Below are 24,707 nucleotides of genomic sequence, written 5' to 3' on the forward strand. Positions count from 1 at the left end.
CGAACGCGCGTTCAATCCGTACGTGAACAGTCGATGCGCGACGATTCACCGTGTAGTTGAACGCGCGGTCGGCGAAGCCGACCACCCTACAAGGTAACGACCACGGAGCTCGATGGCTGCTTGCGCGCCGCCACCGGCACTTCGAGCAGCTTGTGCTTGTCGTTCCAGACAAAGCGCACCGCCTTCCCGTCGACCGTCACGGCGCGCGGCCTGGCCCCCACATTGTGCACCTTCAGCCCGAAGCCGCGTTCCTGCGGCGCCTGCGCCTTGCCGGTCTCGGTGCTGAAGCGGATCTCCAGCCTGCCGTCCGCATGGCGGCTGGCGAAGCGCACGATCTCGTACTTGCCCTTGCCATACGCGTCGGCGGTCTCGCCGTCATCGTCGTACATCTTGCCCTCGCTGCTGGCCACGCCGGCATCGTGGTAGTAGTGCAGGTCGATGTGGCGGGTCGAATAGTCGCGGGTGCTCTGCACCACCTTCGCCATCGGCACGAAGGCGCCGGCGCGCACGTAGACCGGGATGTTGGCCTCTTCCGGCTTCACGATCTCGGTGATGCCGCCCAGGTGCTTCTCGCCCGTGTGGAAATCGAACCAGCTCGATCCCTTGCCCGGGAAGTGCACTTCCTTGCGCGTGGCGCCCGGCTCCACGATCGGGGCGACCAGGAAGTCGCGGCCCCACAGGTAAGTCGAGGACATCGCGGTCGCTTCCTCTTCCTCGAACAGCACGGGGCGCATCAGCGGCATGCCGGTCGTGCTGTTGTCGAAAGCGAGCGTGTAGTTATACGGCAGCATGGCATAGCGCAGCCACACCGCTTCGCGCGCCAGCACCTTGGTGCGCTCGGCGCGGAACACCGGCTCCGGCGCTACATCGTCCTGGGCGTGCGGGCGGAACACCGGCTGGAACACGCCGTACTGCAGCCAGCGCACGTACAGCTCGTCGTCCAGCACCGCGCCCGCGAAGCCGCCCAGGTCCGAGTGCATATAGGCCAGGCCCTGCATGCCCATCTGGAGCGAGATCTCCATCTGCGACTGCAGTCCGCCCCAGCCGCGGCTGACGTCGCCCGACCAGGGGATCATGCCGAAGCGCTGCGAGCCCGAGTAACCGGCGCGCATCAGGATGAACGGCCGCTCATTGGGGTAATCCTTCCTGTAGCCCTCGGCGATCAGGCGCGCCCAGTCGTGGCCATAGACATTGTGGACCTGGTCGGCGCTCTTGTTCCCGCCGTGGCGCACCCAGAAGGGATGCACCTCCGGCTCGCCCAGGTCGCCCCACCAGCCGCTCACGCCGCCCTGCTTCAGGCCCTTGTAGATGTTCCAGAACCAGTCGCGGCCCTGCTGGGTGTAGAGGTCGACGAGGCCCGTGTTCCCGAAATAGAAATCGTAGGTGGCCGGCTTGCCGTCCTTGTCCGTCGCCAGCACGCCCGGCTGCTGCGACGCTTCCTGCCAGCGCCCCGAGGTGGTCAGGACGAAGGGTTCGGTGATGACGATGGTCTTCACCCCCTTCGCCTTCAGGTCCGCCATCATCTTCTCGGCGTTCGGGAAGGTGTCGCGGTCCCAGGCCAGGTTGCCCATCGTGTCCTTGACGGTCTTGCCAAACCAGTACAGGTCGAGCACCACCGCATCCAGCGGGATCTTCTCGGCGATGAAGCGGTCGACCACCTCGCGCGTCTGGGCTGCGCTCTTGTAGCCGAAGCGGCTCGCGAAGTTGCCGAAGGCCCAGCGCGGCGGCAGCGGCTGGCGGCCGGTCAACGCCGTGTAGTTCGCCATCACGCCGTCCCAGCTGTCGCCGGCCACCACCTGGTAGGTCTTGCGCCCGCCGATCACTTCGTAGCGCAGGGTGCCGTCCCCGCGGCTGTCGAAATCGAGCCAGCCGGTCTGCGGATTGTCGAAGTGGATCGCGTACTTTTTCGACGACAGGGCGAGCGGCATCGTGTAGTTCAACAACGTTGAGGTCGCGCCATAGCCGTAGTCGGCCTTGTTATAGAGCTGGAAGCGCTTGCCGCGGCGGTTCATGCCGGCCGCGCGCGCACCGGCGCCGTACAGCGCCTCGCCATTCTCGAGCGCGAACTCGATGGTTTCCAGGTCGGCGCTGCGGCCATAGCCGCGCTTCTCCGCCACCAGGGGCTTGCCCTTGTAGAGGTAGCTGATGCGGAAGGGCTGCTTCTCGACCACCACCGAGATGCCGCTCGTGGCGTACACCAGGCGCGCGCCCTCGTCCTTGAGCGTCGCGCCCACGCTGACCGGCGCCAGCACCACGGCGTGCGACGCTTCGTCATGCGATTCGCCCTTCGGGATGAAGGTGGTCTCGACCACGTCCGCCGAATAGGGCTTGATCAGGTAGCGGCCGTCGCTGGTCGCGAGTTCCAGCGTGTTCTGGTTCCTGGTGGCGCCCTGCAGCTGGCGGTCAGCGTTCTGGGCAAAGGCGAGCGGGCTGGCCAGCAGGCACAGCACGAGGCGGGCAATCGTCGTATGCGTCATGGAATCCGGTTGTCGTTTTAGCCAAGCGAGAGCATGACAGAAATCGCGCCGGCGAGACAGTATTCTTGTAAGAAAATTACACGGGCTGCCGGGTCAGCGCAAATACGGCATCACATTGTTGGCCACGCGCGCGGCTTCCGCATCGGTCAGCGGCAGGCTGCGGAAGGCGGCCCAGGCGTCGCGCGGCGGCACCTCGAGGCCGACGGCGGTCTCGGAACCGTAGAGCACGCGCTCCATGCCGACCTGGCGCAGGCGCCGCACGACGCGGCGCGCATCGGCCGGCGACAGGCCCGGACGGGCGAAGGAGGAAGCGTCGAGCCAGACCTGGCGCATGCGCGGGTCCTGGCGCGCGGCGGCTTCCGCCAGCACGGCCAGGGCGGCCAGCGGCGTGGCGCCCTCGCCCGCCCTGGCGCCGGCCGGCGGCGGCTCGGCATACGCCACCTGCACCGGCACGTCGGGCGCGAACGGCAGCAGCTGGTCGATCAGGAGGTGCGCGCCCTCGGCGCTGGTGCCGCGCAGCTGCAGCACGATCGCCATGCCGCGCGCGTTCGCCGAGCGGAACACGCGCTGCACGCGCGCCATCTGGGCCGGATCGTCGAGGCGCACGCCGGCGGCCGGGTGCAGCTTGATGCCGCGGCCGAATTCCGGACTTGCCGCGCAGCGCGCCAGTTCGGCCAGGGCGTAGTCCTTCAGCGGATCGACGCTGCACAGCGCCACCAGGCGTCCCGGATATTCGCCGGCCTGGCGCGCCGCCCAGTCGTTCTCGGCGCGCACCCGGTCGTATTCGTCGTCCGGCAGCTGGGCGGGGCGGCCATAGACCCAGGCCACCGACAGCACCGCCGCGCGCTCGATGCCGGCGGCATCGAGCTGGGCGATCAGGTCCTGCGCCGTCACCGGCTGCAAGGGGGCGCTCGACGACAGGAAGGCCGCCACGGCGGGGCTGTAGACGTACTGGTGATGATCGGCGACCGGGGCGCGCATCGGCGTCGAGGGCGCGGCAGGCGCCGCCTGGGCCAGGTTTGACAAGGCCAGCATCACGGCAGCGGACAGCAGGACAGGAACACGCCTCATACATACACCTCGCACTAGAAACCACCCGGCCTGCATGGCCGGGGAACGGTATGTTATCGCATTGGCAGCAACGGCTGTCAAGATTGCACGTTGCATGCTCCTCGCGTAGCATCGCCGGATTGCCGCCTGGGCACACCGACCGTACTGACAAGGGAGACAAATGAAGAACGAGATTCCGCCTGGCGCCGCCCAGGGGGCGAACGACAAGGTGAGCAAAAACCGCTCCTTCCTCACGGTGGCGCTGATCGAGCTGTGGGAACGCTTCGGCTACTACGGCATGCAGGCGCTGATCGTCTACTTCATGGTGCAGCGCCTCGGCTTCGAAGACAGCCGCGCCAACCTGGTATGGGGCGCGGCCGCGGCCCTGATCTACGTGGCCCCGGCCATCGGCGGCTGGATCGGCGACCAGGTGCTGGGCACCCGCCGCTGCATGGTCCTCGGCGGGATCATCCTCTCCCTCGGCTACGCCCTGATGGCGGTGCCCACCACGAATACCTGGATGACCTTCTCGGCGTTGGGCGTGATCGTGGTCGGCAATGGCCTGTTCAAGCCGAATACCGCCAACCTGGTGCGCAAGATCTACGAAGGCGACGATTCCAAGATCGACTCGGCCTTCACCCTGTATTACATGGCGGTGAACGTCGGCTCGACCTTCTCGATGCTGGCCACGCCGTGGATCAAGGACTACGTCAACGCCAGCTACGGCGGTGAGCTGGGCTGGCACGTCGCTTTTGCCGTGTGCAGCGTGGGCCTGTTCGTCGGCCTGCTCACGGTGGGCGTGCTGCGCGCGACCGTGTCGCACGTGGGTTCGCCGCCGGACGCGCGGCCGCTCGAGATGTCCAAGCTCCTGGCCGTGCTGGGCGGCGGCCTGGTGGCAGTCGCCGCCTCGGCCGTCATCCTCGAATACCAAAGCCTGGCGCGTGCCTTCGTCTACGTGGCCGGCTTCGTCGTGCTCGGCATCTTCTTCCACCTGATCCGTTCCAGCGCGCCGAGCGAGCGCGCCGGCCTGATCGCGGCCCTCGTATTGACCTTGCAGACGGTGTTCTTTTTCATCTTCTACCAGCAGATGTCGACCTCGCTGTCCCTGTTCGCGCTGCGTAATGTCGACCTCGGCTTCTACGTCTTCGGCAACCGCCTGTGGACCTGGTCGCCGGCCCAGTTCCAGGCCCTGAACGCGATCTGGATCATGGTGCTGAGCCCGGTGCTGGCCTTCATCTACACCCGCGCCGGGGCGAGCGGACGAGACATCTCGATCGCCGCCAAGTTCGCCCTCGGCTTCGCCGTGGTGGCGGCCGGCTTCTTCACCTACGGCGTGGCCGGCGCCTTCGCCGTCGACGGCCTGACCTCGTCCTGGATCATGATCGCGGGCTACGGCCTGTATTCGCTGGGCGAACTGCTGGTGAGCGGCCTGGGCCTGGCGATGATCGCGCGCTACGTGCCGGCCCGCATGGGCGGCTTCATGATGGGCGCCTATTATGTGGGCGTGGGCATCTCGCAGTACCTGGGCGGCGTGGTGGCGAACCTGGCCAGCGTGCCGCGCGACGTGGTGGACCCGGTGCAGACGCTGCCGATCTATACGAGCCTGTTCAACAAGCTGGGCCTGGCCGCGATCGCCTGCACCTTGATCGCGCTGGCGGCGCTGCCGCTGATGCGCAGGCTCACGGCGACCCACCACGCGCATCAATGATTCCTACGGTGGGCGGCCACGCGGCCGCCCACCGTACGGTAAGATGGCGGATCGGTTTCTTTGGATTCGGCATGAGCATCGATCTTCCCCACAACCTCGCGGTCGCCCAGCGCGTCCACGCCATCGAACCTTTCCGCGTCATGGAAATGGTGAAGGCCGCCGGCGAAATGCGCCGCAACGGCATCGACGTCATCAGCATGAGCGTCGGCGAGCCCGACTTCACCGCGCCCGACGTCGTCGCCCATGCGGCGATGGAAGCCATCAAGGGCGGCATCACCCAGTACACCGATTCGCTCGGCCTGCGCGAGCTGCGCGAGGCGATCTCCGGCCACTATGCGAGCGTGCACGGCCTCGACATCGACCCGCGCCGCATCGTGGTCACCGCCGGCGCCTCGGCCGGCCTGCTGCTGGCCTGCGCGGCCCTGGTGGCCGAGGGCGACGAAGTCCTGATGCCCGACCCCTGCTATCCCTGCAACCGGCATTTCGTATCGAGCTTCGGGGGCAAGCCGGTGCTGGTGCCGGCGCCCGCCGAAGACCGCTACCAGCTGAGCAGCGCCCATGTGGCCGCCAACTGGAACGAGCGCACCCGCGGCGTGCTGGTCGCATCGCCCTCGAACCCGACCGGCACCTCGATGACGCCGGAGCAGCTGCGCGCCATGCTGGCAGCCGTACGCGAGCGCGGCGGCTTCGCCATCATCGACGAGATCTACCAGGGCCTGTCCTATGACCACCAGCCGGTCAGCGCGCTGGCCATCGACGACCAGGTCATCACCGTCAACAGCTTCTCGAAGTATTTCAGCATGACCGGCTGGCGCCTCGGCTGGCTGGTGGTGCCGGAGCTGCTCGCGCCGACCTTCGAGAAGCTGGCCCAGAACCTCTTCATCTGCGCGCCCACCGTGGCCCAGCAGGCGGCGCTTGCCTGCTTCACGCCGGAAGCACTCGGCATCTACGAGGAACGCCGGCGCGAATTCCAGCGCCGCCGCGACTATCTCGTCCCTGCCCTGCGCGAGCTGGGCTTCGGGGTGCCGGTGATGCCGGACGGCGCGTTCTACGTGTACGCCGACATCTCGGCCCTGCCGCACCACCAGGCGAAGGACAGTACGGCCTTCTGCTGGTCGGTGTTGAAGGAAGCCCGCGTGGCGATCGTGCCGGGCGACGATTTCGGTTTCGCGGCGCCCAGCCGGCACGTGCGCTTTTCGTATGCGACGAAGCTGGAGCGGATCGAGGAGGCGCTCGGGCGCCTGCGGCGTTTCCTGGGCCGTTGACGGATCAGGCGAGCAGGCGCAGCTCGCGCGCCTCGCCCACCAGGGCCAGGAGCGCGTCCGGCGCGGCCGGCTTGACCAGGTAGCGGTCGAAGCCGGCGAGAAGTGCGCGTTCGCGGTCTTCATGCTGGCCATAGCCCGACAGCGCGATCGCGAAGGGACGCGCCGCGGCGCCCTCGGAAGCGGCGCGCAGGCGCGCCAGCACTTCCAGCCCGTCGATGCCGGGCAGGCCGATGTCGCAGACGACGATGTCGTAATGGCGCGCCTGCGCTTCGGCCAGGCCCGCATGCCCGTCGTAGGCGACGGTGACTTCGTGGCCCGCCAGTTCGAGCAGGGTGCACAGGGTATCGCAGGCGTCCACATTGTCTTCGATGAGCAGGATGCGACTGGCGCCTTCGGCCGCACTGGGGCCGTGCGGCATCTCTGCCGCCGGCGCCTGCGCCACGGACAGCGGCAGGCGCACCGTGAAGGTGCTGCCCCGTCCTTCCCCGGGGCTGTCGGCCGTCACGGTCCCGCCATGCATGCCGACCAGGTTGCGCACCACGTTCAGGCCGATGCCCAGGCCGCCTTCGGAGCGCGCCAGCGAGCGCGGTCCCTGGATGAAGAGATCGAAGACCTGCGGCAGGATCTCGGCCGTGATGCCGCTGCCGTTGTCGGAAATCTCGACCACCAGCTCTTCCTGCGAGCGCCAGGCACGCAGGGCGATGCGGCCGCCGTTGCCGGTGTACTTGGACGCGTTGCCGAGCAGGTTGGCGAAAACCTGGGTCAGGCGCACCGGGTCGCCCTCGATGTTCAGCGGCTCGTCGGGAAGCGATACCTGGAGCTGCTGCTGGCGCTCGCGGATGCGCGGCGCCACGGTCTCGATGGCCTGGTCGAGCGCGCCGTTCAGGGCCAGCGGGCGCACCGACAGCGTGATCTTGCCGCTGCTGATGCGGGCCGCGTCCAGCAGGTCGTCGAGCAGGTGGGCCATGTGGTCGACCTGGCGCCGCACCACACCGGCCACGTGGGCAAGCTGCGGGTTGCTTCCGCCCAGGCTCTGGAGCAAGCTGGACGACATGCTCAGCGGGGCGAGCGGGTTGCGCAGCTCGTGCGCCAGCATGGCCAGGAATTCGGTCTGGCGGCGGTTGGTGGCTTCGGCCAGGTCGCGCAGCGACTGGGCGCTGACGGTGGCCATCACCAGGTGTTCGTTGGCCTCGCGCAGCTGCTCGACCTGCTCGACGAGGCGGGCGTGGTCATGGGCCAGGACGCGGCTTTCCGACAGCTCCGCCTCCAGCGCGAGGATGCGCTGCTGCAGCTGCTGTTCGCGCAGCAGGCCGGATGGGAGCGCGTCGTCGTCCATCAGGGAACGTTGCTCCGAGCCGCCAGCCGATTCGTCGTACGTTCCCATGCCATCCTCATTTCCCCGAGTTGACGCTGTCGACGCGCCCGTACAGGACGCCGTTCACCTGCGCTGGCAAGGGGTCGACCTCGATCCCGTCGTCGGTGATCACGAATTCGCGCAGGTCGTGGCTGTGGCTGGTGCCGCGTACCTTGACGATCGACATATAGCGTTTCACCACGCCGTCGACCTCGGCGTAGCGCATGGCGACGATGGCGTCGGTGAGGTAGGCCAGGTCCGCGCGCGCGAAGTTCATGTCGATGCTGCGGTCGTCCAGGCCGACCGTGACCAGCACCGTGACGCCCTTCTTTGCCAGGCTGGTCAGGATGCGGAACACGCCCTCGCGCAGGTCGCGCCGGCATTCGGGCGCGAGATACAGGCTGAACTCCGAGAGCGAGTCGATTACCACGCGGCGCGCGCCGGTGCGCTCGATGGCGACCAGCAGGTCGTCCTCGAATTCCTCGGCCGTCATGTCGATGTGGCGCGTCTCGACGACGGCAACGTGGCCGGACTGCACCATTCGAGCCAGCTCGGCGTTCCGCAGCCGCGCCGTACCCTTCTCGAAGCACATGATGACCCCGTTCTCGCCGAGCTCGATCCCGGCGCGCAGGAAAGCCGAGCCCAGGACGGTCTTACCGCAGCCGGTCGGGCCGACCGCCAGCAGGGAGTGACCCTGCGGCAGGCCGCCGTGCAGCAGTTCGTCGAGGCCCGGCACGCCGGTCGGGATGCGCCGCGCTTCGGTATCGACCGAGATGCCCGGCTGGCGGTCTGCCGCCAGCGGCGGCAGCAGGCGTGGGTAGATGCGCAGGCCGGCATCGGTGATGCGGAAGGTGTGCGAGCCGGACAGGTGGGCCTGGCCGCGCATCTTGACCACGCGGATCTTGCGCACCACCGCGTTCTGCTCGTGGTTCTGCGAGAGGGCCAGCATGCCGTCGGCCACCGTCATGATCGGATTGGCCTCGATCTCGTTGTTCTGGTATTCGCCGATCAGGAAGGTGGTGGCAAGCCAGCTGGTCATGCGCGTGCCGAGTTCCTGGACGAAGTACTGCAGGTCGCTCATGCCCTCGATGCCCGGCTTGCCGGTCTGGATGACGGAGCGGAAGGAATCGACGAACACCAGGCTGGGGGCGAAGTCCTCGACCTCTTTAGTGATCCGTTCCAGCACCCCGCTGAAGTCGCCCGCGCGCAGGTCGGTCGCCAGGTTCACGTAGCGCACCGAGCTGCCGACCTTGTCCATCTCGAAGAAGCTGTACTGCTGCTGGTAGCGCAGCATCTTCAGCGGCGGCTCGCCCAGCACGGTGAAGAACAGCGCGCGCCGCTCGGGACCGGCGAGCGCGAACATGATCTGGTGGGCCAGGGTGGTCTTGCCGCTGCCAGGAGCGCCGGTGATCAGGTTGAACGAGAATTCACTCAATCCTCCACCCAGGAGAACATCGAGCCCCGGCACGCCGGTGGCCAGTTTTCCCAAGCTTACTTTGTCGCTCATTTATTTCTGCTCCTGTACATTCGTCTGCTGGCCTGGTGCGGGTTCCGCGGTGGCCGTGGCCGACGCCAGCAGGCGCTGGGTCAGTTTTTCACCGATGAGTGCGGAAAGTAGCTGGGTAAAGGTCCGCAGCAAGGCTTCGTTGGCGGCGGCGGCGCGCGCCGCGTCGACGCTGGCCAGGCGCTCTTCCAGGGAAGCGAACAGCTGTTCTGGCGAGCGGCAGGGCTGCTGCGGCGCCAGCCATCCGTGCTCGGGGGCGACCACGTGGGTGGTCCGTCCGAACAATGCGCAGAAGCCGCTTTCCCCGATCAGCGGGCACAGCTGCTGTGCGATGCGCCGCCACGGCTGCAACAAGTTGCCGCCCCCGGCCGCGGAATCCGGCGCGCCCGTACTTTTGGTCATGTCTTCGTCGTTGAGCAATGAATGCCGCTGATGGGTTTCTGGATCAACTGGGCTGGCGCCAGCACGCGGCAATGGATGCCGAGGCGGCCCCCCAGTGCAGGCAGCATTATAACGTGTCATTCCGGCAAACTGACTACACCGCCTACGTTGTCCCTGAAACATTTTGGTAGATGTCAAACAAGCACGAGCCCGCTAATATGACGATCGCCGAGTGATTTGCTCGATGACCGCGGGAAGAATATGAAACTGAGACTGAGCATTGCCGTTCCTGTCGCCTCGCTCCTGCTGGGTATTGCGCTTTCTCCAGCCCAGGCCGCGACAGGCGCCGATGCGCGCTTCAAGACAATCTACACGAAAGAATGGAAGTGGCGCGTCGCGGAGCAGCTCGCCCGCGGCGAAGGCGAACGCGGCGTCAGTCCCTCCTTCGCACGCGTCGACGCGCCGGCCCAGGAGGCGCGCCGGGTCTACTGGGAAGGCATCCTGAGGGAGCTCGACGGCGTCAAGCCGGCCGAGCTGTCCCCGCGCGAGCGCATCAACTACGCCGTCTACCGCGCCCAGATCGCCGCCCTGCTGGATGCCCAGCGCTTCCGCGAGTACGAGCAGCCGGTGAATGCCGACAGCGCCTTCTGGACCGACGTCACCTTCGGCGCCCGCCGTCCCTTCGCGCGGATAGAGGATTACCGCAACTACCTGGAGCAGCTGGCCGCCCTGCCCGGCTACTTCGCCCAGGAGACCGACAATATGCGGGCCGGCCTGGCGCGCGGCTTTACCCCGCCGCGCGTCACCCTGGGCGGACGCGACGTGGCCCTGGCCTCGATCGCCGAGGCGAAGACGCCGCAGGAAGTGGTGTTCTTTACGCCCTTCAAGAGCATGCCGGCCTCGATTCCGGCGAGCGAGCAGGAAACCCTGCGCAGCCAGGCCGCCGCCGTCATCCGCGACCGGGTGCAGCCGGCCTACGCGAAGGTACTGGCCTTCTTCCGTCACGAGTACGTGCCGAAGGCGCGGGCCTCCCTGGCCGCCGAGAGCATGCCGGGCGGGAAAGCCTACTACCAGTCGAAGATCGTCGAGTACACCACCACCCGCCTCACGGCCGAGCAGATCCACGCGATCGGCCTGGCCGAGATGGCGAAGATCCGCGCCGAGATGCTGGACACCATGAAGAAGGCCGGCTTCCAGGGCGACCTGCCGGCCTTCCTGCAGTTCCTGCGCACCGATCCACAGTTCTACGCCAAGACACCGGAGGAGCTCCTGATGCGCGCGGCCTGGATCGCCAAGAAGTTCGACGCCAAGGCCGACCAGTACTTCGGCTACCTGCCGCGCCGCCGCTTCGCCATCCTGCCGGTGCCCGACGACCAGGCGCCCTTCTACACCGCGGGCCGCGGCGGACCGGGCGCCTACTGGGTCAACACGTACAACCTGCCGGCGCGCGCGCTCTACAGCCTGCCGGCGCTGACCCTGCACGAGTCGGCGCCGGGCCACGCCTTCCAGATGCCGGTGGCGCAGGAGCAGAAAGGGGTGCCGCACTTCCGCCGCGCCTATATCTCGGCCTTCGGCGAAGGCTGGGCGCTGTACTCGGAACGGCTCGGCACGGAGATGGGGATCTACGAGACGCCCTACGAACACTTCGGGATGCTGAGCTTCCAGGCCTGGCGGGCTTCAAGGCTGGTGGTCGATACCGGCATCCACGCGAAAGGCTGGACGCGCGAGCAGGCGCAGGCCTACCTGATGGAGAACACGGCGCTGGCCAGGCATGAAGTGGAGACGGAGGTCGACCGTTATATCTCGTGGCCGGGGCAGGCGCTGTCTTACTACCTCGGACAGATGGCGATCCAGGAGGCGCGCGCGAAGGCGGAGAAGGCGCTGGGGGCGAAGTTCGATATCCGGAACTTCCACGATACGGTGCTGCAGCTGGGATCGGTGCCGCTGCCGGTGCTGCAGCAGCGGATCGACCGGTTCATCGCGGAGGGCGGGAAGTCGCCGTATTTGTAGGGTGGACGGCTATGCCGTCCGCGCGTTCACATCACGCGAGCGGGCCTGCGGGCCATGTCTGGACGCGCGGCCGGCGAAGCCGACCACCCTACTGGAACAGCTTCAGTTTGAGCTGCACCGAAATCCCGCCATACAAGCGGTCCTTGTACGACGGGATGATCCCGACGTTCACGCCTACCCGCTGGTATTCGTAGGTCAGCGTCGGAATCGCCGCCGGAAACCAGCCGCCATCGCGCATCTTCGGGTAGCCGTCGAAGGCCGCCAGCGCCACGCCCACCCTCACCTGGCCGATCGCATACGGCTGCCAGATCACGCCGGCATAGTTCGACCATTGCCGGTCGCTGTTGTAGAAGCGTCCGATCGTCGCCGACGTGGTGCCGTTGAAGCGGTACTCGGCGCCCAGACCCTTGTTGGCGCCGTTCAGGTCCTTGTCGCTGTCGAAGTGGTACGTCGCGAAGCCGCTGTCGAGCCAGAATTCGCTTTTCGGATCCGATTCGATCTTGCTGAACCAGTCCCCGTCCTGCGCCATCGCGGAAACGGGAAGCAGCACTGCCGCTGCCAGGAAGAGTGCACGCATCAGTCGTCGGCCTTGGGGTCGAGATGGGGGAACATCACTTCGGTGAAGCCGAAGCGGGAAAAATCGCGGATTCGCATCGGATAGAGGATGCCGAGCAGGTGGTCGACCTCGTGCTGCACGACGCGGGCGTGGAAGCCCTCGGCATCGCGCCTGATGGCGTTTCCGTACTGGTCGTAGCCTTCGTAGCGCAGCTTCGTATACCGGGGCACGCTGCCGCGCAGGCCCGGCACCGAGAGGCAGCCCTCGAAGCCCTCTTCCATGTCTTCCGATAGTGGCGTGAGCACGGGGTTGATCAATACCGTCTCCGGCACCGGCGGCGCATCAGGGTAGCGCTCGTTCTTCGCGAAGCCGAATATCACGAGCTGCAAGTTGACGCCGATCTGCGGCGCGGCCAGGCCGGCTCCGTTGGCTGCATGCATGGTCTCGAACATGTCCGCGATCAGCGCGTGCAGCTCGGGCGTATCGAAGGCCTCGACCTTGTCGGCCACGCGCAGCAGGCGCGGGTCGCCCATGCGCAGGATCTCGCGGACGGTCATGATGCCTTGCCCTCCTCGAGCAGGCTGGCCAGGCAGGCGCGGAAGCCTTCGGCGGTTTCAGGATGCTTCAGGCCGATGGCCGCCGTGGCCTTCAGGTAGCCGAGCTTGGAGCCGCAGTCGTAGCGCTGGCCCGCGTAGCGGTAGGCCAGCACCCGTTCGTGCTGCATCAGGGCGGCGATGCCGTCGGTGAGCTGGATCTCGCCGCCGGCGCCGGTGCCGAGGTTTTCCAGGTAGCCGAAGATGGAGCCGGACAGCACGTAGCGCCCCACCACCGCCAGGGTCGACGGCGCCACTTCGGGCGCGGGCTTTTCGACGATGTTCGAGACCAGTTCCAGGCCCGGACGGTAAGGCGAGGCGCTGACGATGCCGTACTGGCGCGTGTTCTCGCGCGGGACGTCCTGCACCGCGAGGATGCTGGACCGCTCGTAGGCATACAGCTCGGTCATCTGGGCCAGTACCGGCTTGGTGCCGCTCGGCGTGTCCATGAAGTCGTCGGCCAGCAGCACGGCGAAGGGCTCGTTGCCCACCACCGGCCGGGCGCACAGCACCGCGTGCCCCAGGCCCAGCGGCGCCGACTGGCGGATGTAGATGCAGTTGACGTGCTTCGGGATCACGCCGCGCACTACGTCGAGCAGGGCCTGCTTGCCATGCGCTTCCAGCTCGGCTTCCAGCTCGTAGGCCTTGTCGAAATGGTCCTCGATGGCGCGCTTGTTGCGGCCGGTGATGAAGACCAGCTCGGTGACGCCGGCGGCGACCGCCTCCTCGACCGCGTATTGGATCAGCGGCTTGTCGACGATCGGCAACATCTCCTTCGGCTGCGCCTTGGTGGCCGGCAGGAAGCGGCTGCCGAGGCCGGCCACGGGGAATACGGCTTTGCGGATCAGGGTCATGCGCCCTCCATGGTCATTTTATTGTCCCAACAGCGCCATCAGGCCCGCTTCGTCGAGGACGGTGACGCCGAGTTCTTCGGCTTTCGCGAGCTTGCTGCCCGCCTCGGCACCGGCGACCACGTAGGAGGTCTTCTTCGACACCGAACCGGACACCTTGCCGCCGGCCGCCTCGATCAGGGCGCCGGCAGCGTCGCGGCTCATGGTCGGCAGTGTACCGGTCAGGACAAAAGTCTTGCCACTCAAATGGCCTTCCGGAGCGGCGGCCGCTTCCGGCAGCTGGGCCAGCAACTCTGCGCGCAGCTTCGCCAGGGCCGCCACCTTCCCGCGGTTCGCGGGCACGGCCATCCACTCTTCCAGCGCGCCGGACACGGTCGCAGGCAGGCCGAATACGCCGAAGACGTTCAGGTGGGCCAGCGACTCCAGGGTCTGGCCAGACCCGATCAACTGGCGCGCGCGCGGCTCGGTCAGCTTTGGGATACCCAGTGCGGCCAGCAGGTTCACCTCGTCGAGCTTTTCACGCAGCTGGGCCTTGGGCGCATGCTCGCCCTGCGGCGCGACGCCGGCCGCCAGCAGCGCATTGATCGCCTGCTGGTTCTTCTCTTCCGCGAAGAATTCGGCGATCGCTTCCGCCACGATGCCGCCGATATCGGGCAGCACGCGCAGCAGCGCTTCCGGGGCCTGGCGGATCAGCTCGAAGCGTCCCAGCCACTCGGCCAGGGTCTTGGCGGTCGACTCACCCACGTGGCGGATGCCGAGCGCGAACAGCAGGCGCTCCAGCGGCGGATTCTTGCTGGCCTCGATGGCGGCGAGCAGGTTGTCCGCCCACTTGGTGGCGACTTTTCCCTGCTTGACTGTCTCCGGCGTCGTGCCCTCGCGCTCGTCGGCGAGGCGCTTCATGGTAAGCAGGTCCTCGAGTCTTAGCGTGTACAGGTCCGCCACGCGCTCGATCAGATTGCACTCGACCAGGCTGTCGATGTAGCGGTCGCCCAGGCCCTCGATGTCCATCATGCGGCGGCCCGCGAAGTGGCGCACCGCTTCCTTGCGCTGGGCGGCGCAGCTCAAGCCCCCGGAGCAGCGCGCCACGGCCTCGCCCTCTTCGCGCACGACGTGCGAACCGCACACCGGGCAGGTCTTCGGCAGTTCGTAGCGCACCGGCGCCGGATCGGGACGGCGCTCCAGCACCACCGACAGCACCTCGGGAATCACGTCGCCGGCGCGGCGCACGATCACGGTATCGCCCACGCGCACGTCCTTGCGCAGGACTTCGTCCTCGTTGTGCAGGGTCGCATTGGTGACGGTCACGCCGCCCACCGCTACCGGCACGAGGCGCGCCACCGGGGTGATCGCGCCGGTGCGGCCGACCTGCACGTCGATGGCGGACACCACCGTCAGCGCCTCCTCGGCCGGGAATTTATGGGCCAGCGCAAAGCGCGGCGCGCGCGAGACGAAGCCGAGCGCCGCCTGGTCGGCCACGCGGTCGACCTTGTAAACCACGCCGTCGATCTCGTAGGGAAGCGTGCCGCGTTTCTGTCCGATATCGCGGTAGTAGTCGAGCAGGCCCTGGCAGCCCCTCACCACGGCGCGTTCTTTCGAGACCGGCAGGCCGAGGCGGTCGAACCAGTCCAGCACGCCGGAGTGGGTCTCGGGCAGTTCGGCGCCCTCGAGCAGGCCGATGCCGTAGGCGAAGAAGCGCAGCTTGCGCTGGGCCGTGATGCGCGCATCGAGCTGGCGCAGGCTGCCGGCCGCCGCATTGCGCGGGTTGGCGAATTCCTTCTGGCCCGCGTCGCGCTGGCGCCCGTTCAGGCGCGCGAAGTCTTCCTTGAACATCAGGACTTCGCCGCGCACTTCCAGCACATCCGGAACGGCATCGCCATGCAGGCGCAGCGGGATCACCTTCACGGTGCGGATATTGGCGGTGACGTCCTCGCCCGTGTAGCCGTCGCCGCGGGTGGCGGCCTGCACGAAGACGCCGTTCTCGTAGCGCAGGGTGATGGCCAGGCCGTCGAACTTCAGCTCGGCCGAGTAATCGACGCTGTGCACATCCAGGCCGTCGCGCACGCGGCGGTCGAAGTTGTCCACGTCCTCGTCGGCAAAGCCGTTGTTCAGCGAGAGCATCGGCACCGAGTGCGTGACCTGCTTGAACTCGGGGATCGGCGCCGCGCCCACGCGCGAGGTCGGCGAATCGTTCTTGACCGCCTGCGGGTGCGCCGACTCGAGGTCCTGCAGTTCCTTGAACAGGCGGTCGTACTCGGCGTCCGGAATGGTCGGCGCGTCGAGCACGTGGTAATTGTAGATGTGGCGGTTCAGTTCCTCGACCAGCCACGCCATGCGCTGCTGTACCTCCTGCGGGACCGACACGTGCCCCCCTTATACGAACAGGCGCAGCGCGCGCGTGGAACCGGCCGGGATGTCGGAGGCGTCCATCTCCTGGTAGAACTCGGCCACCTGGCCCTTGATCTCCTCCAGGGCCGGATCAAGCAGGGGCTGCTCGAAATCGTCGACGATGGTCGCGTCCAGGCGCTGGGTCAGCTCTTTCGCGCACTTGACCATGGCGCCGAAGCCGTCGCGGCCTGGCGCAACGCAGGGCACGTCCAGCAGCAGGGTCAGGCGATTGGTCGTGTCGGCGCCCAGGGTCACGTTGGTCGACAGGGTGAACAGCACGCCGCCCTCCTTGTCAGGCATCGAGAAGCGGCCGTCCGGACGCACGTCGAAGCCCTGGTTTTCCAGCGCCTGGATCAGGGTGGCGATGGCCCAGGGGGCGCCATTGGCGGCCAGGTTCACGCCCAGCTGGGCGTCGTGGCCGGCCACGAAACGGTGCAGGGTGCGCGCTTCGCTCATCACTTCGATCATGTCCGGCACTTCCGTCACGGCGCCGATCTCGTCGGCGACCGCGTGCAGGCGGGTGACCAGTTCCGAGTATTCGATCTCGTTCAGGGCCGTGGTGCGGGTGGCCAGCTGCACGCCTGCCTGCAGCTTGGTGTACACGCCGCCGTGGACGATCGGCTCCCAGTCGCCGCTGACGGCGAAGCCGATGTAGTGGATCGGCTTGTTGCCGACGCGGCGCAGCCTCGAGAGGGCCGGCAGCAGCTTGTTGCCGCGCACCGCGCCTTCCACGTTCAAGGGGATGATGCAGTCGATCAGCGGGTCGACCAGGCTTTCGGCCAGTTCCGAAGGCGGGGTGTCCGGCCTGGCGCCGGGCAGAGCGGCAGCGGGCGCCAGAGAAGCCACCTTGGTCGGCGCGCGCGGCGCGGCGGGCGCGCTCGGGGCGCTTGGCGCCGGTGCATCGATGGGCGGGGCAGTGTCGAACTTCGACGCGCCCGGCTCGACGTCCAGCGGCGACAGCGGCGTCTCGGCGCCGAGGTCGAGCACCGGCTCCTGACGCTCGACCGGGGCCTGCTCGAGCTCCGGCTCGCCACTGCGCATCAGGACATCGTCATGGTCCGAGGCAAACGCGCGTTCGACGCTCTTGCGGGCGCGATACTCCTGCCACTTGTTGTAAACGACGACGCCGACGACGAATACGCCGCCCGCCGCGATCATGCTCATTTGGAGATCTGTCATGCTGCTTGTGCCTCAGTTGCGAAATTCGCGGCGGACTCCATGTCCACCGCCACGATGCGCGATACGCCCTGCTCCTGCATCGTCACACCGATCAGTTGATTGGCCATCTCCATCGCGATCTTGTTGTGCGAGATGAAGAGGAATTGGGTATGGTCCGACATCCGCTTGACCATGCGGCAGAAGCGCTCGGTATTGGCGTCGTCGAGCGGCGCGTCCACCTCGTCCAGCAGGCAGAACGGCGCCGGGTTCAGGCGGAACATCGAGAACACGAGGGCCGTCGCCGTGAGCGCCTTTTCGCCGCCCGACAGCAGGTGGATGGTCGCGTTCTTCTTGCCCGGCGGCTGGGCCATCACCTGCACGCCGGAGTCGAGGATCTCGTCGCCCGTCATCACCAGCTTGGCATTGCCGCCGCCGAAAAGGATGGGGAAGAGTTCCGAGAAATGGGTGTTGACCCGGTCGAAGGTGTCCTGCAGCAGGTCGCGGGTCTCGCGGTCGATGCGGTGGATCGCGTCTTCGAGGGTGTTGATGGCCTCCTGCAGGTCGTTGTTCTGCGAGTCGAGGTAGCGCTTGCGCTCGGTGGCCTGGGCCAGTTCCTCGACCGCCGCCAGGTTCACCGCGCCGAGGGCGCTGATGGCATTGGTCAGGCGCGTCACCTCGCCCTGCAGGTATTGCGGCTTCATGTCCGGGGTCAGCTTTTCCTCGAGCTCGGCTTCGACGGCGCCCGTGGTCGCCAGCGCTTCGGCGAACTGCTCCTGGTTCAGGCGTGCGGCCTGTTCCTTGAGCTGCATTTCCGTGATGCGGTCGCGCTGGGGCTGCAGGCTGCGCTCGTTGCCCATGCGCGCCTCTTCCATCTGGCGCAGCTGCTGGGTGATCTGGTCGAGTTCGTGGCGGGCGTCGGCCAGGGCGCGCTCTTGCGTGCTGCGGCGGTCCAGCAGTTCCTGCAAGCCTTCGTGGGCAGTGCCGGCTTCCAGCGCTTCCAGTTCCAGCCGGCCCGCACCCAGGCTGGCAGCGACCTGCTCGGCTTGGCTGGAAGCGGTCGCGATGGAGCGGCGCAGTTCCTCGATGCGGGCGCGCTGGGCGCGTTCCGCGAACTGGGCTTCCTGGGCGCCCCGTTCGAGCTCGCGCAGCTTCTGGCGCGCGTCATTGAGAAGCTGCTCCTTTTCCAGGAAGGCGGTCTGGCCGTCTTCATGGGAACCCTGCAGCTCGGCCAGCTCCATGTCGAGCTGTTCGAATTCCATCTCGGCTTCCGCGGCCAGCTGGCGCTGCTCGGCTTCCTGGGCCGCGATTTCGGAGAGGTCGGCCGCGATCTGGCCGCTCCGCTGGTTGAAGCGCGCCTCGATCTCGCTTTGCTTGAGCACCTCGATCTGCAGGGCATGCACTTCACGCGTCAGCGTGGCGACGCGCTGGCGCGCATCCTGCAGGCGCCGGGTCAGGTCGCTCACCGCGGCGTCGGCGCGGGTGGCGCGGCTGCGCGCTTCATCGAGCAGCAGGGCCTGGGCGCGCAGCTGTTTGCCGATATTGTCGATCTCGTGCTGGCGCGCCAGCATGCCGTCCTGCTCGGCGTCCGGCGCGTGGAAGCGCACGCTCGAAGCCGTGACGAGGTGACCCTGGCGGGTGACGAAGGCGCCGCCCTGCGGCAGGCGGCCGCGGTTGGCAAAGGCTTCGGCAGCGTCCTGGGCCGCGTAGATGTGGTGCAGCCAGTCGTTCAGCACGCCGCGCAGGCCCGGGTCGTTCAGTCGCAGCAGGCTGGCGAAGGGCTTCAGGCCCGGGGTATCGGGCGCCGCGGCAGCGGCGGGAGCAGGCGAATACAGCGACAGGCGCGCGGGCGGCGCGTCGCTGAAGAAGGCCTTGGCCCAATCCAGGTTGGACAGTTCCAGCGCGGCCGAGCGCTCGCGCAGCACGGCTTCCAGCGCCGTCTCCCAGCCCTCTTCGACGTCGAGCTTCTGCCACAGGCGGGGCAGTCCGGCCAGCTCGTGCTTTTCCAGCCAGGGCTGGACCTTGCCCTGGGTCTGGACGCGGTCCTGCATCTGGCGCAGCGCGCCCAGGCGTGCCTCGAGCTGGGCGCTCGCCGCGCTCTCCTGCTGGACCTGGGCGTGGGCATCCTTGCGTTCCTGCTCGACCGCCTCCTGGCGCGACGCCGCCTCGTCCAGCAGCATGGTCTGTTCTTCCAGCGCCATCTGCTTTTCCTCGAGCTGCCGGCGCAGGTTGTCGAGGGTCGCGCTGTCGGGCAGGTTCAGGCCATTCCTCTCCTGCTGCAGGCGCTCGCGCCGGCTGGCCAGGTTGGTCAGGATGTTCGCGGCATTGCGCTGGTGGGCGCTGGCCAGTTCGATGCGCTGCTGCACCTGCATGATGCGTTCGCGCGAGGCATTGGACTGCTCCTGCGCCTGGCGCCAGGCGCTCTCCAGTTCCGGCACGCGTTCGCCGGCCGCTTCCACGGCGATCTGGACGCCTTCCGCGCGCGCGCCCAGCTCTTCCAGGGTCATCTCGGCTTCCCCGATCTGTTCCTCCAACTCCTGGCGCTGGGAGAGCCATTGGTCGCGCTGGGCGGCCAGGGTGCCGAGCTGGGTCTGCAGCCGGGTGCGCGACTCGACCACGAACTTGATCTGCGCTTCCAGGCTGCCGATCTCGGAATTGGTCTGGTACAGCGCGCCTTGCGCCGTGTGCAGGCGGTCGCCGATCGAGAAGTGGGCCTGGCGCATGTGCTCGAGTTCGAGCTCGACGTTGCGCAGCTTGGCGGTCTGGGCCTCCAGCGCGGTCTGGGCCTCCTCGACCTCGCGGAAGTAGCGGACCTGCTCGGCCTTGGCCTCGTTCTTGCGCAGCAGCCAGAGCAGCTTCTGCTTTTCTTCCTGGTCGGCCTGCAATTGGTGGAAGCGGTTCGCCACCGCCGCCTGGGCTTCGAGCTTTTCCAGGTTGGCGTTCAGCTCGCGCAGGATGTCCTCGACCCGCAGCAGGTTCTCGCGCGTATCGGACAGGCGGTTCTCGGTCTCGCGGCGGCGTTCCTTGTACTTCGAGACGCCGGCCGCCTCTTCGAGGAAGACGCGCAGCTCTTCCGGGCGCGATTCGATGATGCGGGCGATCATGCCCTGGCCGATGATGGCGTAGGCGCGCGGGCCGAGGCCGGTGCCGAGGAAGATATCCTGGATGTCGCGCCGGCGCACCGGCTGGCCGTTGATGTAGTAGGTCGAGGTGCCGTCGCGCGTCAGGGTGCGCTTGACCGCGATCTCGGCATACTGCCCCCACTGCCCGGCCGCCTTGCCGTCGCTGTTGTCGAACACCAGTTCGACCGACGCGCGGCCCGAGGGCTTGCGGTAGGTGGAGCCGTTGAAGATGACGTCCTGCATCGACTCGCCGCGCAGCTCGGAGGCCTTGGATTCGCCCAGCACCCAGCGTACGGCGTCGATGATGTTCGACTTGCCGCAGCCGTTCGGGCCGACCACGCCCACGAGCTGGCCAGGCACCTGGAAATTGGTGGGATCGACGAAAGACTTAAATCCCGACAATTTAATGGAGGAGAGGCGCACGTGCTTCTGGCTGGAATGGAGTCGTTAAAGGCCCCATCATACCATCTGTTGCGTAGCTATAAGCCAAGAAGCAAGCTTGCGAACTCGACAATTCTAGCCGGCGGCGTGCAAGGCGTCGTGGTGGGCGTCGTTCATGGCGGCCTCCCCCGCCGCCTGGGTCAGCACGCGGCCGACCACGCCTTCCGGCGCCAGCACCCGGATGCTGCCGGTACGGAAGGCGTCCAGCAGGCGCTCGGCCGGCAGCGAGAAGGCCTCTTTCCTGCCGGCGCCGGAGAAGATGAACAGGGTGCGGAGGGGGCTGACCCAGGCCAGCTTGAGCTTGCGGATGCCTTCCTTGCCATTGAATTCGACGCGCATGCCGCGTACGAGCGTCGCCAGCGAGGCTGCGGCCGGGTCCTTCTGCACGTCCGCTTCCTCTTCCCGGGCCGCCGCCTGTTCCTGGGCGATGCGGCGCATGGCGTCCTGCTGGGCCGCCTCCACCGCCAGTTCCAGCTGGCGCTCGGGCGAGAGCTCGATCGGGGCGCGCACGATGGCGGCGTGGCACTCGGCCAGCTCGGCGAAGAACTGCAGGCGCTCGGCATCCTGCCACTTGACGGCGTCGAGCCACTTGTTGAGGGTGGTGAGCAGTCCCGGCAAGCGCGCGATCAGGGCCTTGCGCTCTTCCTGGGTGGCCTTGGGCTTGACGCTCCAGATCAGGTCGTCCATGGCGCGGGTGGCGTTGTCGATCGCGCCCGGCTTGCTGTCCTCGATCACGTAGGCAAGCGTAAGCACCGGGGTCCAGCGCTGTTCGAGGAAGGTGCCGACGAGAAGCACCACCTGCTCGCCCGCCAGGCGGGTCGCAATCGCCTTCTTTGCCGAACGGGTCGCGGCCTGCTGCTTTTCCTGGCGCGTGGCCTGGGCGATCGGGCCGGCGATCGCCTGCGCCTCGATGCTCTCGCGTTCGAGGATGCTCGCTTCCAGGTCGGCCACTGCAGCGGCGAACGCTTCCGGCTGCGCTTCGTCGCGCACCTTCTCGACGCCGCGCCGCATGGCGCGGTAGACCGGATCGTCCTGGCCGCCCGGCTGCTCCCAGCCGACATTGGACAGCAGGTCGAGCATGCGCCGCGCCGGATGCGCTTCTTCGAAGAAGAAGCTGCGGTCCTTCAGGGCGGCCTTCAGCACCGGCACCTGCAGGAAGGCGATCAGCTCGCGGGTCTCCTGGGGGATCGACTCGTCCAGGAGCACGGTTTCGAAGATCCGCGACAGCAGGTCGAGCGTGGTCTCGTCGCCGCGCGACAGGCTGCCCTGGGGCAGGCTTTGCTTCAGGCGCGGCAGGTAGAACACGTCCTGGGACGGAGTGCCTGCCGGCATGGCGCCGGCCGCGACGCCGCCGGCACTCAGCTTCTCCAGCATCTCGATCAATGGCGCGGGAATCGCGGCCATGGAGACGCCCTGCCCTGCAGGCGCCATGACGTGGGAGCCCGCCGGATGGCCCGGCACAGCGTGCGGCGCAGGCGCGGCTGGCAACCCGGCCACCGGCGCGGCCACGGCAAAGCCGGCCGCCGCGCTCGGACGCCAGCCGCCGCTGCCCTGGGGCAGGTTGGCGATCAGCGGAATGTCGAGGTCGGCCCCGAGCGCAGGTTCGGCGACGCCGAAGAGCTGTTTCAGTCCCTCGGTGACGGCCGCATCGCGGCGTGCTTTCGCGGCCCTGGTGGCGGCGCTGTCGTCGGTCTTGGCGAAACGCTCGCCGCGCGCCGGCTTGAGCCTGTCGTTCAAGGCATCGAGCAAGGGCCCGAATTCGAACACGATCCCGGTGCGCAGCAGCGCCAGGACCAGCTCGTGCGAGGCGGTGTCGGGCTCGAACTCGCGCCAGGCGTCCTGGAGGGCGCGCAGGAAGACCTCGGGACGGAAGGGGTTGTGCGAGGCGCGCACCAGTTCGCGTCCCAGCAGCATGCCGAGCCGCACACCCAGGCTGGCGAGGCGCTCGGAGCAGGCGATGTCAAAGGGACGGCTGATGCTGGCGAAGGCCAGCTGGTCGTCCATCTCTTCCATCGGGACCAGGCTCAGGGTGAGCGGCGCGCCTGTGGCGGGTTTGTCTCGTGACGGCGCGAGGCGCGCGACTTCCTTGCGCAGGGCCAGCTCGATGCCGGTCGAGGCCAGATGCACGAAGGCGTAGGAATTGTCCTTGAGGAGGTTGCCGGAGCGGATGCGACGCGCGGCCTGCTGGGGGTCGGGTCCGGCGGCGGTCATGTCGAGCAGCGCGACGGCCATCCGCTGGGCCACGCCGGGCATGGCGTCCTGCGCGTGTGCGGCCGCCATGGCGACAAGCTCGTCCAGCGCTGCCTGCTGCGCAGCGGCGGCCTTGCGGACTGCGGGTGTCTGGGCGATGGTGCTGGCCATGGGCGTGATCGAAGGGGGTTTCGCCTATTGTGCCATATTATTTCCACATGGCAATAGGGATCATGCATACCGTGGCGTTTTCGCCTACGCAGGTCAGGATCGCGTCAGAAGATTTGCCTTGAGATTGTCGGTGTCCGTCCTACACTGGTTCACGCCGTGATCCGATAGCGAGGGATCAGGCCGGGCAGCATGATGGATCGACCGGTAAGGCTGCGCCAACGGTCGCAGCCCGGCAAGCAGGACATTTCTCCCACTTTGAAAGGAAATGCAGATGGCCTCGAATCAAGGTAAGTCGAAGCAGGGCGGCAGCTCGCAGCAGCAGTCCGACGCCGGCCGCCAGGGCGGCAACAAGCAGTCGGGCTCGGGCTCGGGTTCGCGCTCGGGCGGCAGCGGCGGCACCCGCGGCGGCACGCCGGAACAGCATGCCGAAGCCGGCCGCCAGAGCCACAAGAACGACAAGAACCGCTGACAGGCCAGTAGCGGCAGTCGCGGGCCCACCGGCATCGATGCGGTGGGCCTTTCTTATTGGTTCAGATATTGCGCAGCATGCCGCCCTTCGGCGGGCGGAAATCGCGCACGTCGTTGACCAGGCCCGCGGTCTTCGCATCGCGCGAATTCAGGTGCAGGTCGGAATACTGGTGGATGGCCCACTGCTCGGGGCTCAACTCGACGCAGCGGCGAAGAATCGATTCGGTGCGGGCGTCGTCCGCACGCAAGCCCTCGACGATGATGTTCAGGGCGTCGGGGCGCGAGCCAGGGGACGCCGTCGCATGCGACTTGTGCACCATGAAGCGCGCGGTCTCGCTGCAGTATCGCTCGGTGCCGGACAGGTAGAGGATGACGGCGATCGAGGCCACCGCCCCACCGTTGTACATCACGAACTTGATCGGTGAGTTCGACAGGAAGTTAAACAGGCACAGGCCGTCGCTGACATAGCCGCCATTCGACTGCACCAGCACGTGCGCGGTCTCGATGCCGTCCTCGGTCATCATCGACACGGCCTCGAACACACGGTGCACCATGTCGCTGTTGACGTCTCCGGACAGCGTGAACCAGGCTTCCTTTACTCCTTGCGCTTTGTCTTCGCTCATAGTCGTCTTTTCCCACTGCAAAGTGTGTGGGTTAAGTGTAGCAAAACGCGCGGAAAGGCTTTGCCCGAGGCAGGCCAATAGTGTGCGGCAATGCTTTCAGGCAACCTTCAACATGACCCGCTCTTGCCTCCGGCTGCCCTTCCCTTTGGTTGACATGGAACCAATGCTGGCATATCCTCCGCAGTCTTGACCGGGAGAGCGCAGGAACACCTGCCGCCGAAGGGGCACTACCCACAAACTCTCAGGCAAAAAGGACTGGTCAAGGGGCATGTCGCGCACCGCGCGCAGGCTCACACTCTGGAGAGCGGCCCCGCCGACACGGGGCCCACCGAAGGGGCAGGCGGCGCATGCCGCTATCTCTCAGGTACCAAGGACAGAGGGGATACAGGCGCCCGCAAGGGTG

Annotated in this window: 17 protein-coding genes and 2 riboswitches; of the genes, 4 read left to right on the plus strand and 13 right to left on the minus strand. The window is 67.4% G+C overall.

Annotation, left to right across the window (positions count from 1 at the left end):
* Nucleotides 1–86: 86 nt before the first annotated feature.
* Both ACQ7JA_RS19160 and ACQ7JA_RS19165 read right to left on the minus strand, forming a co-directional pair.
* Nucleotides 87–2,477, minus strand: coding sequence for a TIM-barrel domain-containing protein (locus ACQ7JA_RS19160; protein WP_430900631.1), 2,391 nt, complete (start codon nucleotides 2,475–2,477; stop codon nucleotides 87–89).
* Between the two features lie 93 nt (nucleotides 2,478–2,570).
* Nucleotides 2,571–3,548, minus strand: coding sequence for an amidohydrolase family protein (locus tag ACQ7JA_RS19165; RefSeq protein WP_430900633.1), 978 nt, complete (start codon nucleotides 3,546–3,548; stop codon nucleotides 2,571–2,573).
* Between the two features lie 160 nt (nucleotides 3,549–3,708).
* Here ACQ7JA_RS19165 and ACQ7JA_RS19170 point away from each other — a divergent pair, with 160 nt between their 5' ends.
* Both ACQ7JA_RS19170 and ACQ7JA_RS19175 read left to right on the plus strand, forming a co-directional pair.
* Complete coding sequence (locus tag ACQ7JA_RS19170) at nucleotides 3,709–5,235, plus strand: peptide MFS transporter (protein ID WP_430900635.1); 1,527 nt, start codon at nucleotides 3,709–3,711, stop codon at nucleotides 5,233–5,235.
* Between the two features lie 71 nt (nucleotides 5,236–5,306).
* The gene (locus ACQ7JA_RS19175; RefSeq protein ID WP_430900637.1) at nucleotides 5,307–6,500 is read left to right on the plus strand and encodes a pyridoxal phosphate-dependent aminotransferase; all 1,194 of its coding nucleotides are present in this window, start codon (nucleotides 5,307–5,309) and stop codon (nucleotides 6,498–6,500) included.
* A 4-nt stretch (nucleotides 6,501–6,504) separates the two neighbouring features.
* Here ACQ7JA_RS19175 and ACQ7JA_RS19180 read toward each other — a convergent pair whose 3' ends face one another.
* The 3 genes from ACQ7JA_RS19180 to ACQ7JA_RS19190 are packed head-to-tail and all read right to left on the minus strand — an operon-like array spanning nucleotide 6,505 to nucleotide 9,760.
* Complete coding sequence (locus tag ACQ7JA_RS19180; protein ID WP_430900639.1) at nucleotides 6,505–7,884, minus strand: hybrid sensor histidine kinase/response regulator; 1,380 nt, start codon at nucleotides 7,882–7,884, stop codon at nucleotides 6,505–6,507.
* A gap of 7 nt (nucleotides 7,885–7,891) precedes the next feature.
* Nucleotides 7,892–9,361, minus strand: a complete 1,470-nt coding sequence (locus tag ACQ7JA_RS19185; RefSeq protein ID WP_430900641.1) for an RAD55 family ATPase — start codon at nucleotides 9,359–9,361, stop codon at nucleotides 7,892–7,894.
* Entirely contained in the window at nucleotides 9,362–9,760 is a 399-nt protein-coding gene (locus ACQ7JA_RS19190; protein WP_430900643.1) for a hypothetical protein, read from the minus strand. It lies immediately after the preceding gene.
* A gap of 240 nt (nucleotides 9,761–10,000) precedes the next feature.
* Between ACQ7JA_RS19190 and ACQ7JA_RS19195 the strand changes: the two genes are divergently transcribed.
* The gene (locus tag ACQ7JA_RS19195; protein ID WP_430900645.1) at nucleotides 10,001–11,749 is read left to right on the plus strand and encodes a DUF885 domain-containing protein; all 1,749 of its coding nucleotides are present in this window, start codon (nucleotides 10,001–10,003) and stop codon (nucleotides 11,747–11,749) included.
* 88 nt (nucleotides 11,750–11,837) lie between these two features.
* On the opposite strand, the gene ACQ7JA_RS19200 is transcribed toward ACQ7JA_RS19195, so the two are convergent.
* From ACQ7JA_RS19200 to ACQ7JA_RS19230, 7 genes are all read right to left on the minus strand, one after another.
* Nucleotides 11,838–12,329 carry a hypothetical protein gene (locus tag ACQ7JA_RS19200; RefSeq protein ID WP_430900734.1) on the minus strand — a complete coding sequence of 164 codons (492 nt, stop codon included), beginning with the start codon at nucleotides 12,327–12,329 and terminating at the stop codon, nucleotides 11,838–11,840.
* Nucleotides 12,326–12,862 (minus strand): peptide deformylase, encoded by a 537-nt coding sequence (gene def / locus ACQ7JA_RS19205; protein ID WP_430900647.1) that lies wholly within the window; start codon nucleotides 12,860–12,862, stop codon nucleotides 12,326–12,328. Before def ends, ACQ7JA_RS19200 begins: the two co-directional genes overlap by 4 nt.
* Entirely contained in the window at nucleotides 12,859–13,752 is an 894-nt protein-coding gene (gene galU, locus ACQ7JA_RS19210; RefSeq protein ID WP_430900649.1) for a UTP--glucose-1-phosphate uridylyltransferase GalU, read from the minus strand. The genes def and galU overlap by 4 nt, the downstream gene beginning before the upstream one ends.
* Nucleotides 13,753–13,770: 18 nt before the next feature.
* A complete protein-coding gene (gene ligA / locus ACQ7JA_RS19215; protein ID WP_430900736.1) occupies nucleotides 13,771–16,080 on the minus strand; it encodes an NAD-dependent DNA ligase LigA in 2,310 nt (769 codons plus the stop codon).
* A gap of 39 nt (nucleotides 16,081–16,119) precedes the next feature.
* Nucleotides 16,120–17,313, minus strand: coding sequence for a cell division protein ZipA C-terminal FtsZ-binding domain-containing protein (locus tag ACQ7JA_RS19220; protein ID WP_430900651.1), 1,194 nt, complete (start codon nucleotides 17,311–17,313; stop codon nucleotides 16,120–16,122).
* Complete coding sequence (gene smc, locus ACQ7JA_RS19225) at nucleotides 17,310–20,834, minus strand: chromosome segregation protein SMC (RefSeq protein WP_430900653.1); 3,525 nt, start codon at nucleotides 20,832–20,834, stop codon at nucleotides 17,310–17,312. Before smc ends, ACQ7JA_RS19220 begins: the two co-directional genes overlap by 4 nt.
* A gap of 93 nt (nucleotides 20,835–20,927) precedes the next feature.
* The gene (locus ACQ7JA_RS19230; protein ID WP_430900655.1) at nucleotides 20,928–23,213 is read right to left on the minus strand and encodes a DUF1631 family protein; all 2,286 of its coding nucleotides are present in this window, start codon (nucleotides 23,211–23,213) and stop codon (nucleotides 20,928–20,930) included.
* Between the two features lie 271 nt (nucleotides 23,214–23,484).
* Between ACQ7JA_RS19230 and ACQ7JA_RS19235 the strand changes: the two genes are divergently transcribed.
* Nucleotides 23,485–23,682 carry a hypothetical protein gene (locus ACQ7JA_RS19235; RefSeq protein WP_430900656.1) on the plus strand — a complete coding sequence of 66 codons (198 nt, stop codon included), beginning with the start codon at nucleotides 23,485–23,487 and terminating at the stop codon, nucleotides 23,680–23,682.
* 61 nt (nucleotides 23,683–23,743) lie between these two features.
* Here ACQ7JA_RS19235 and ACQ7JA_RS19240 read toward each other — a convergent pair whose 3' ends face one another.
* A complete protein-coding gene (locus ACQ7JA_RS19240; RefSeq protein ID WP_430900658.1) occupies nucleotides 23,744–24,304 on the minus strand; it encodes an ATP-dependent Clp protease proteolytic subunit in 561 nt (186 codons plus the stop codon).
* Between the two features lie 181 nt (nucleotides 24,305–24,485).
* Nucleotides 24,486–24,572: riboswitch (glycine riboswitch) on the plus strand.
* A gap of 19 nt (nucleotides 24,573–24,591) precedes the next feature.
* Nucleotides 24,592–24,691: riboswitch (glycine riboswitch) on the plus strand.
* Nucleotides 24,692–24,707 lie beyond the last annotated feature (16 nt).

Origin of the sequence: Massilia sp. BKSP1R2A-1, from assembly GCF_050586525.1 — a bacterium.
Taxonomy (GTDB): Bacteria; Pseudomonadota; Gammaproteobacteria; order Burkholderiales; family Burkholderiaceae_D; genus Telluria.

Bases quoted from the DNA above. Each gene is read 5' to 3' on its own strand.
- galU (WP_430900649.1), bottom strand. From the start codon at position 13,752: ATGACCCTGATCCGCAAAGCCGTATTCCCCGTGGCCGGCCTCGGCAGC.
- ligA (WP_430900736.1), bottom strand. From the start codon at position 16,080: ATGGCGTGGCTGGTCGAGGAACTGAACCGCCACATCTACAATTACCAC.
- ACQ7JA_RS19185 (WP_430900641.1), bottom strand. From the start codon at position 9,361: ATGAGCGACAAAGTAAGCTTGGGAAAACTGGCCACCGGCGTGCCGGGG.
- ACQ7JA_RS19220 (WP_430900651.1), bottom strand. From the start codon at position 17,313: ATGACAGATCTCCAAATGAGCATGATCGCGGCGGGCGGCGTATTCGTC.
- def (WP_430900647.1), bottom strand. From the start codon at position 12,862: ATGACCGTCCGCGAGATCCTGCGCATGGGCGACCCGCGCCTGCTGCGC.
- ACQ7JA_RS19240 (WP_430900658.1), bottom strand. From the start codon at position 24,304: ATGAGCGAAGACAAAGCGCAAGGAGTAAAGGAAGCCTGGTTCACGCTG.
- ACQ7JA_RS19165 (WP_430900633.1), bottom strand. From the start codon at position 3,548: ATGAGGCGTGTTCCTGTCCTGCTGTCCGCTGCCGTGATGCTGGCCTTG.
- ACQ7JA_RS19230 (WP_430900655.1), bottom strand. From the start codon at position 23,213: ATGGCCAGCACCATCGCCCAGACACCCGCAGTCCGCAAGGCCGCCGCT.
- ACQ7JA_RS19235 (WP_430900656.1), top strand. From the start codon at position 23,485: ATGGCCTCGAATCAAGGTAAGTCGAAGCAGGGCGGCAGCTCGCAGCAG.
- ACQ7JA_RS19180 (WP_430900639.1), bottom strand. From the start codon at position 7,884: ATGGGAACGTACGACGAATCGGCTGGCGGCTCGGAGCAACGTTCCCTG.
- ACQ7JA_RS19190 (WP_430900643.1), bottom strand. From the start codon at position 9,760: ATGACCAAAAGTACGGGCGCGCCGGATTCCGCGGCCGGGGGCGGCAAC.
- ACQ7JA_RS19160 (WP_430900631.1), bottom strand. From the start codon at position 2,477: ATGACGCATACGACGATTGCCCGCCTCGTGCTGTGCCTGCTGGCCAGC.
- ACQ7JA_RS19175 (WP_430900637.1), top strand. From the start codon at position 5,307: ATGAGCATCGATCTTCCCCACAACCTCGCGGTCGCCCAGCGCGTCCAC.
- ACQ7JA_RS19195 (WP_430900645.1), top strand. From the start codon at position 10,001: ATGAAACTGAGACTGAGCATTGCCGTTCCTGTCGCCTCGCTCCTGCTG.
- ACQ7JA_RS19170 (WP_430900635.1), top strand. From the start codon at position 3,709: ATGAAGAACGAGATTCCGCCTGGCGCCGCCCAGGGGGCGAACGACAAG.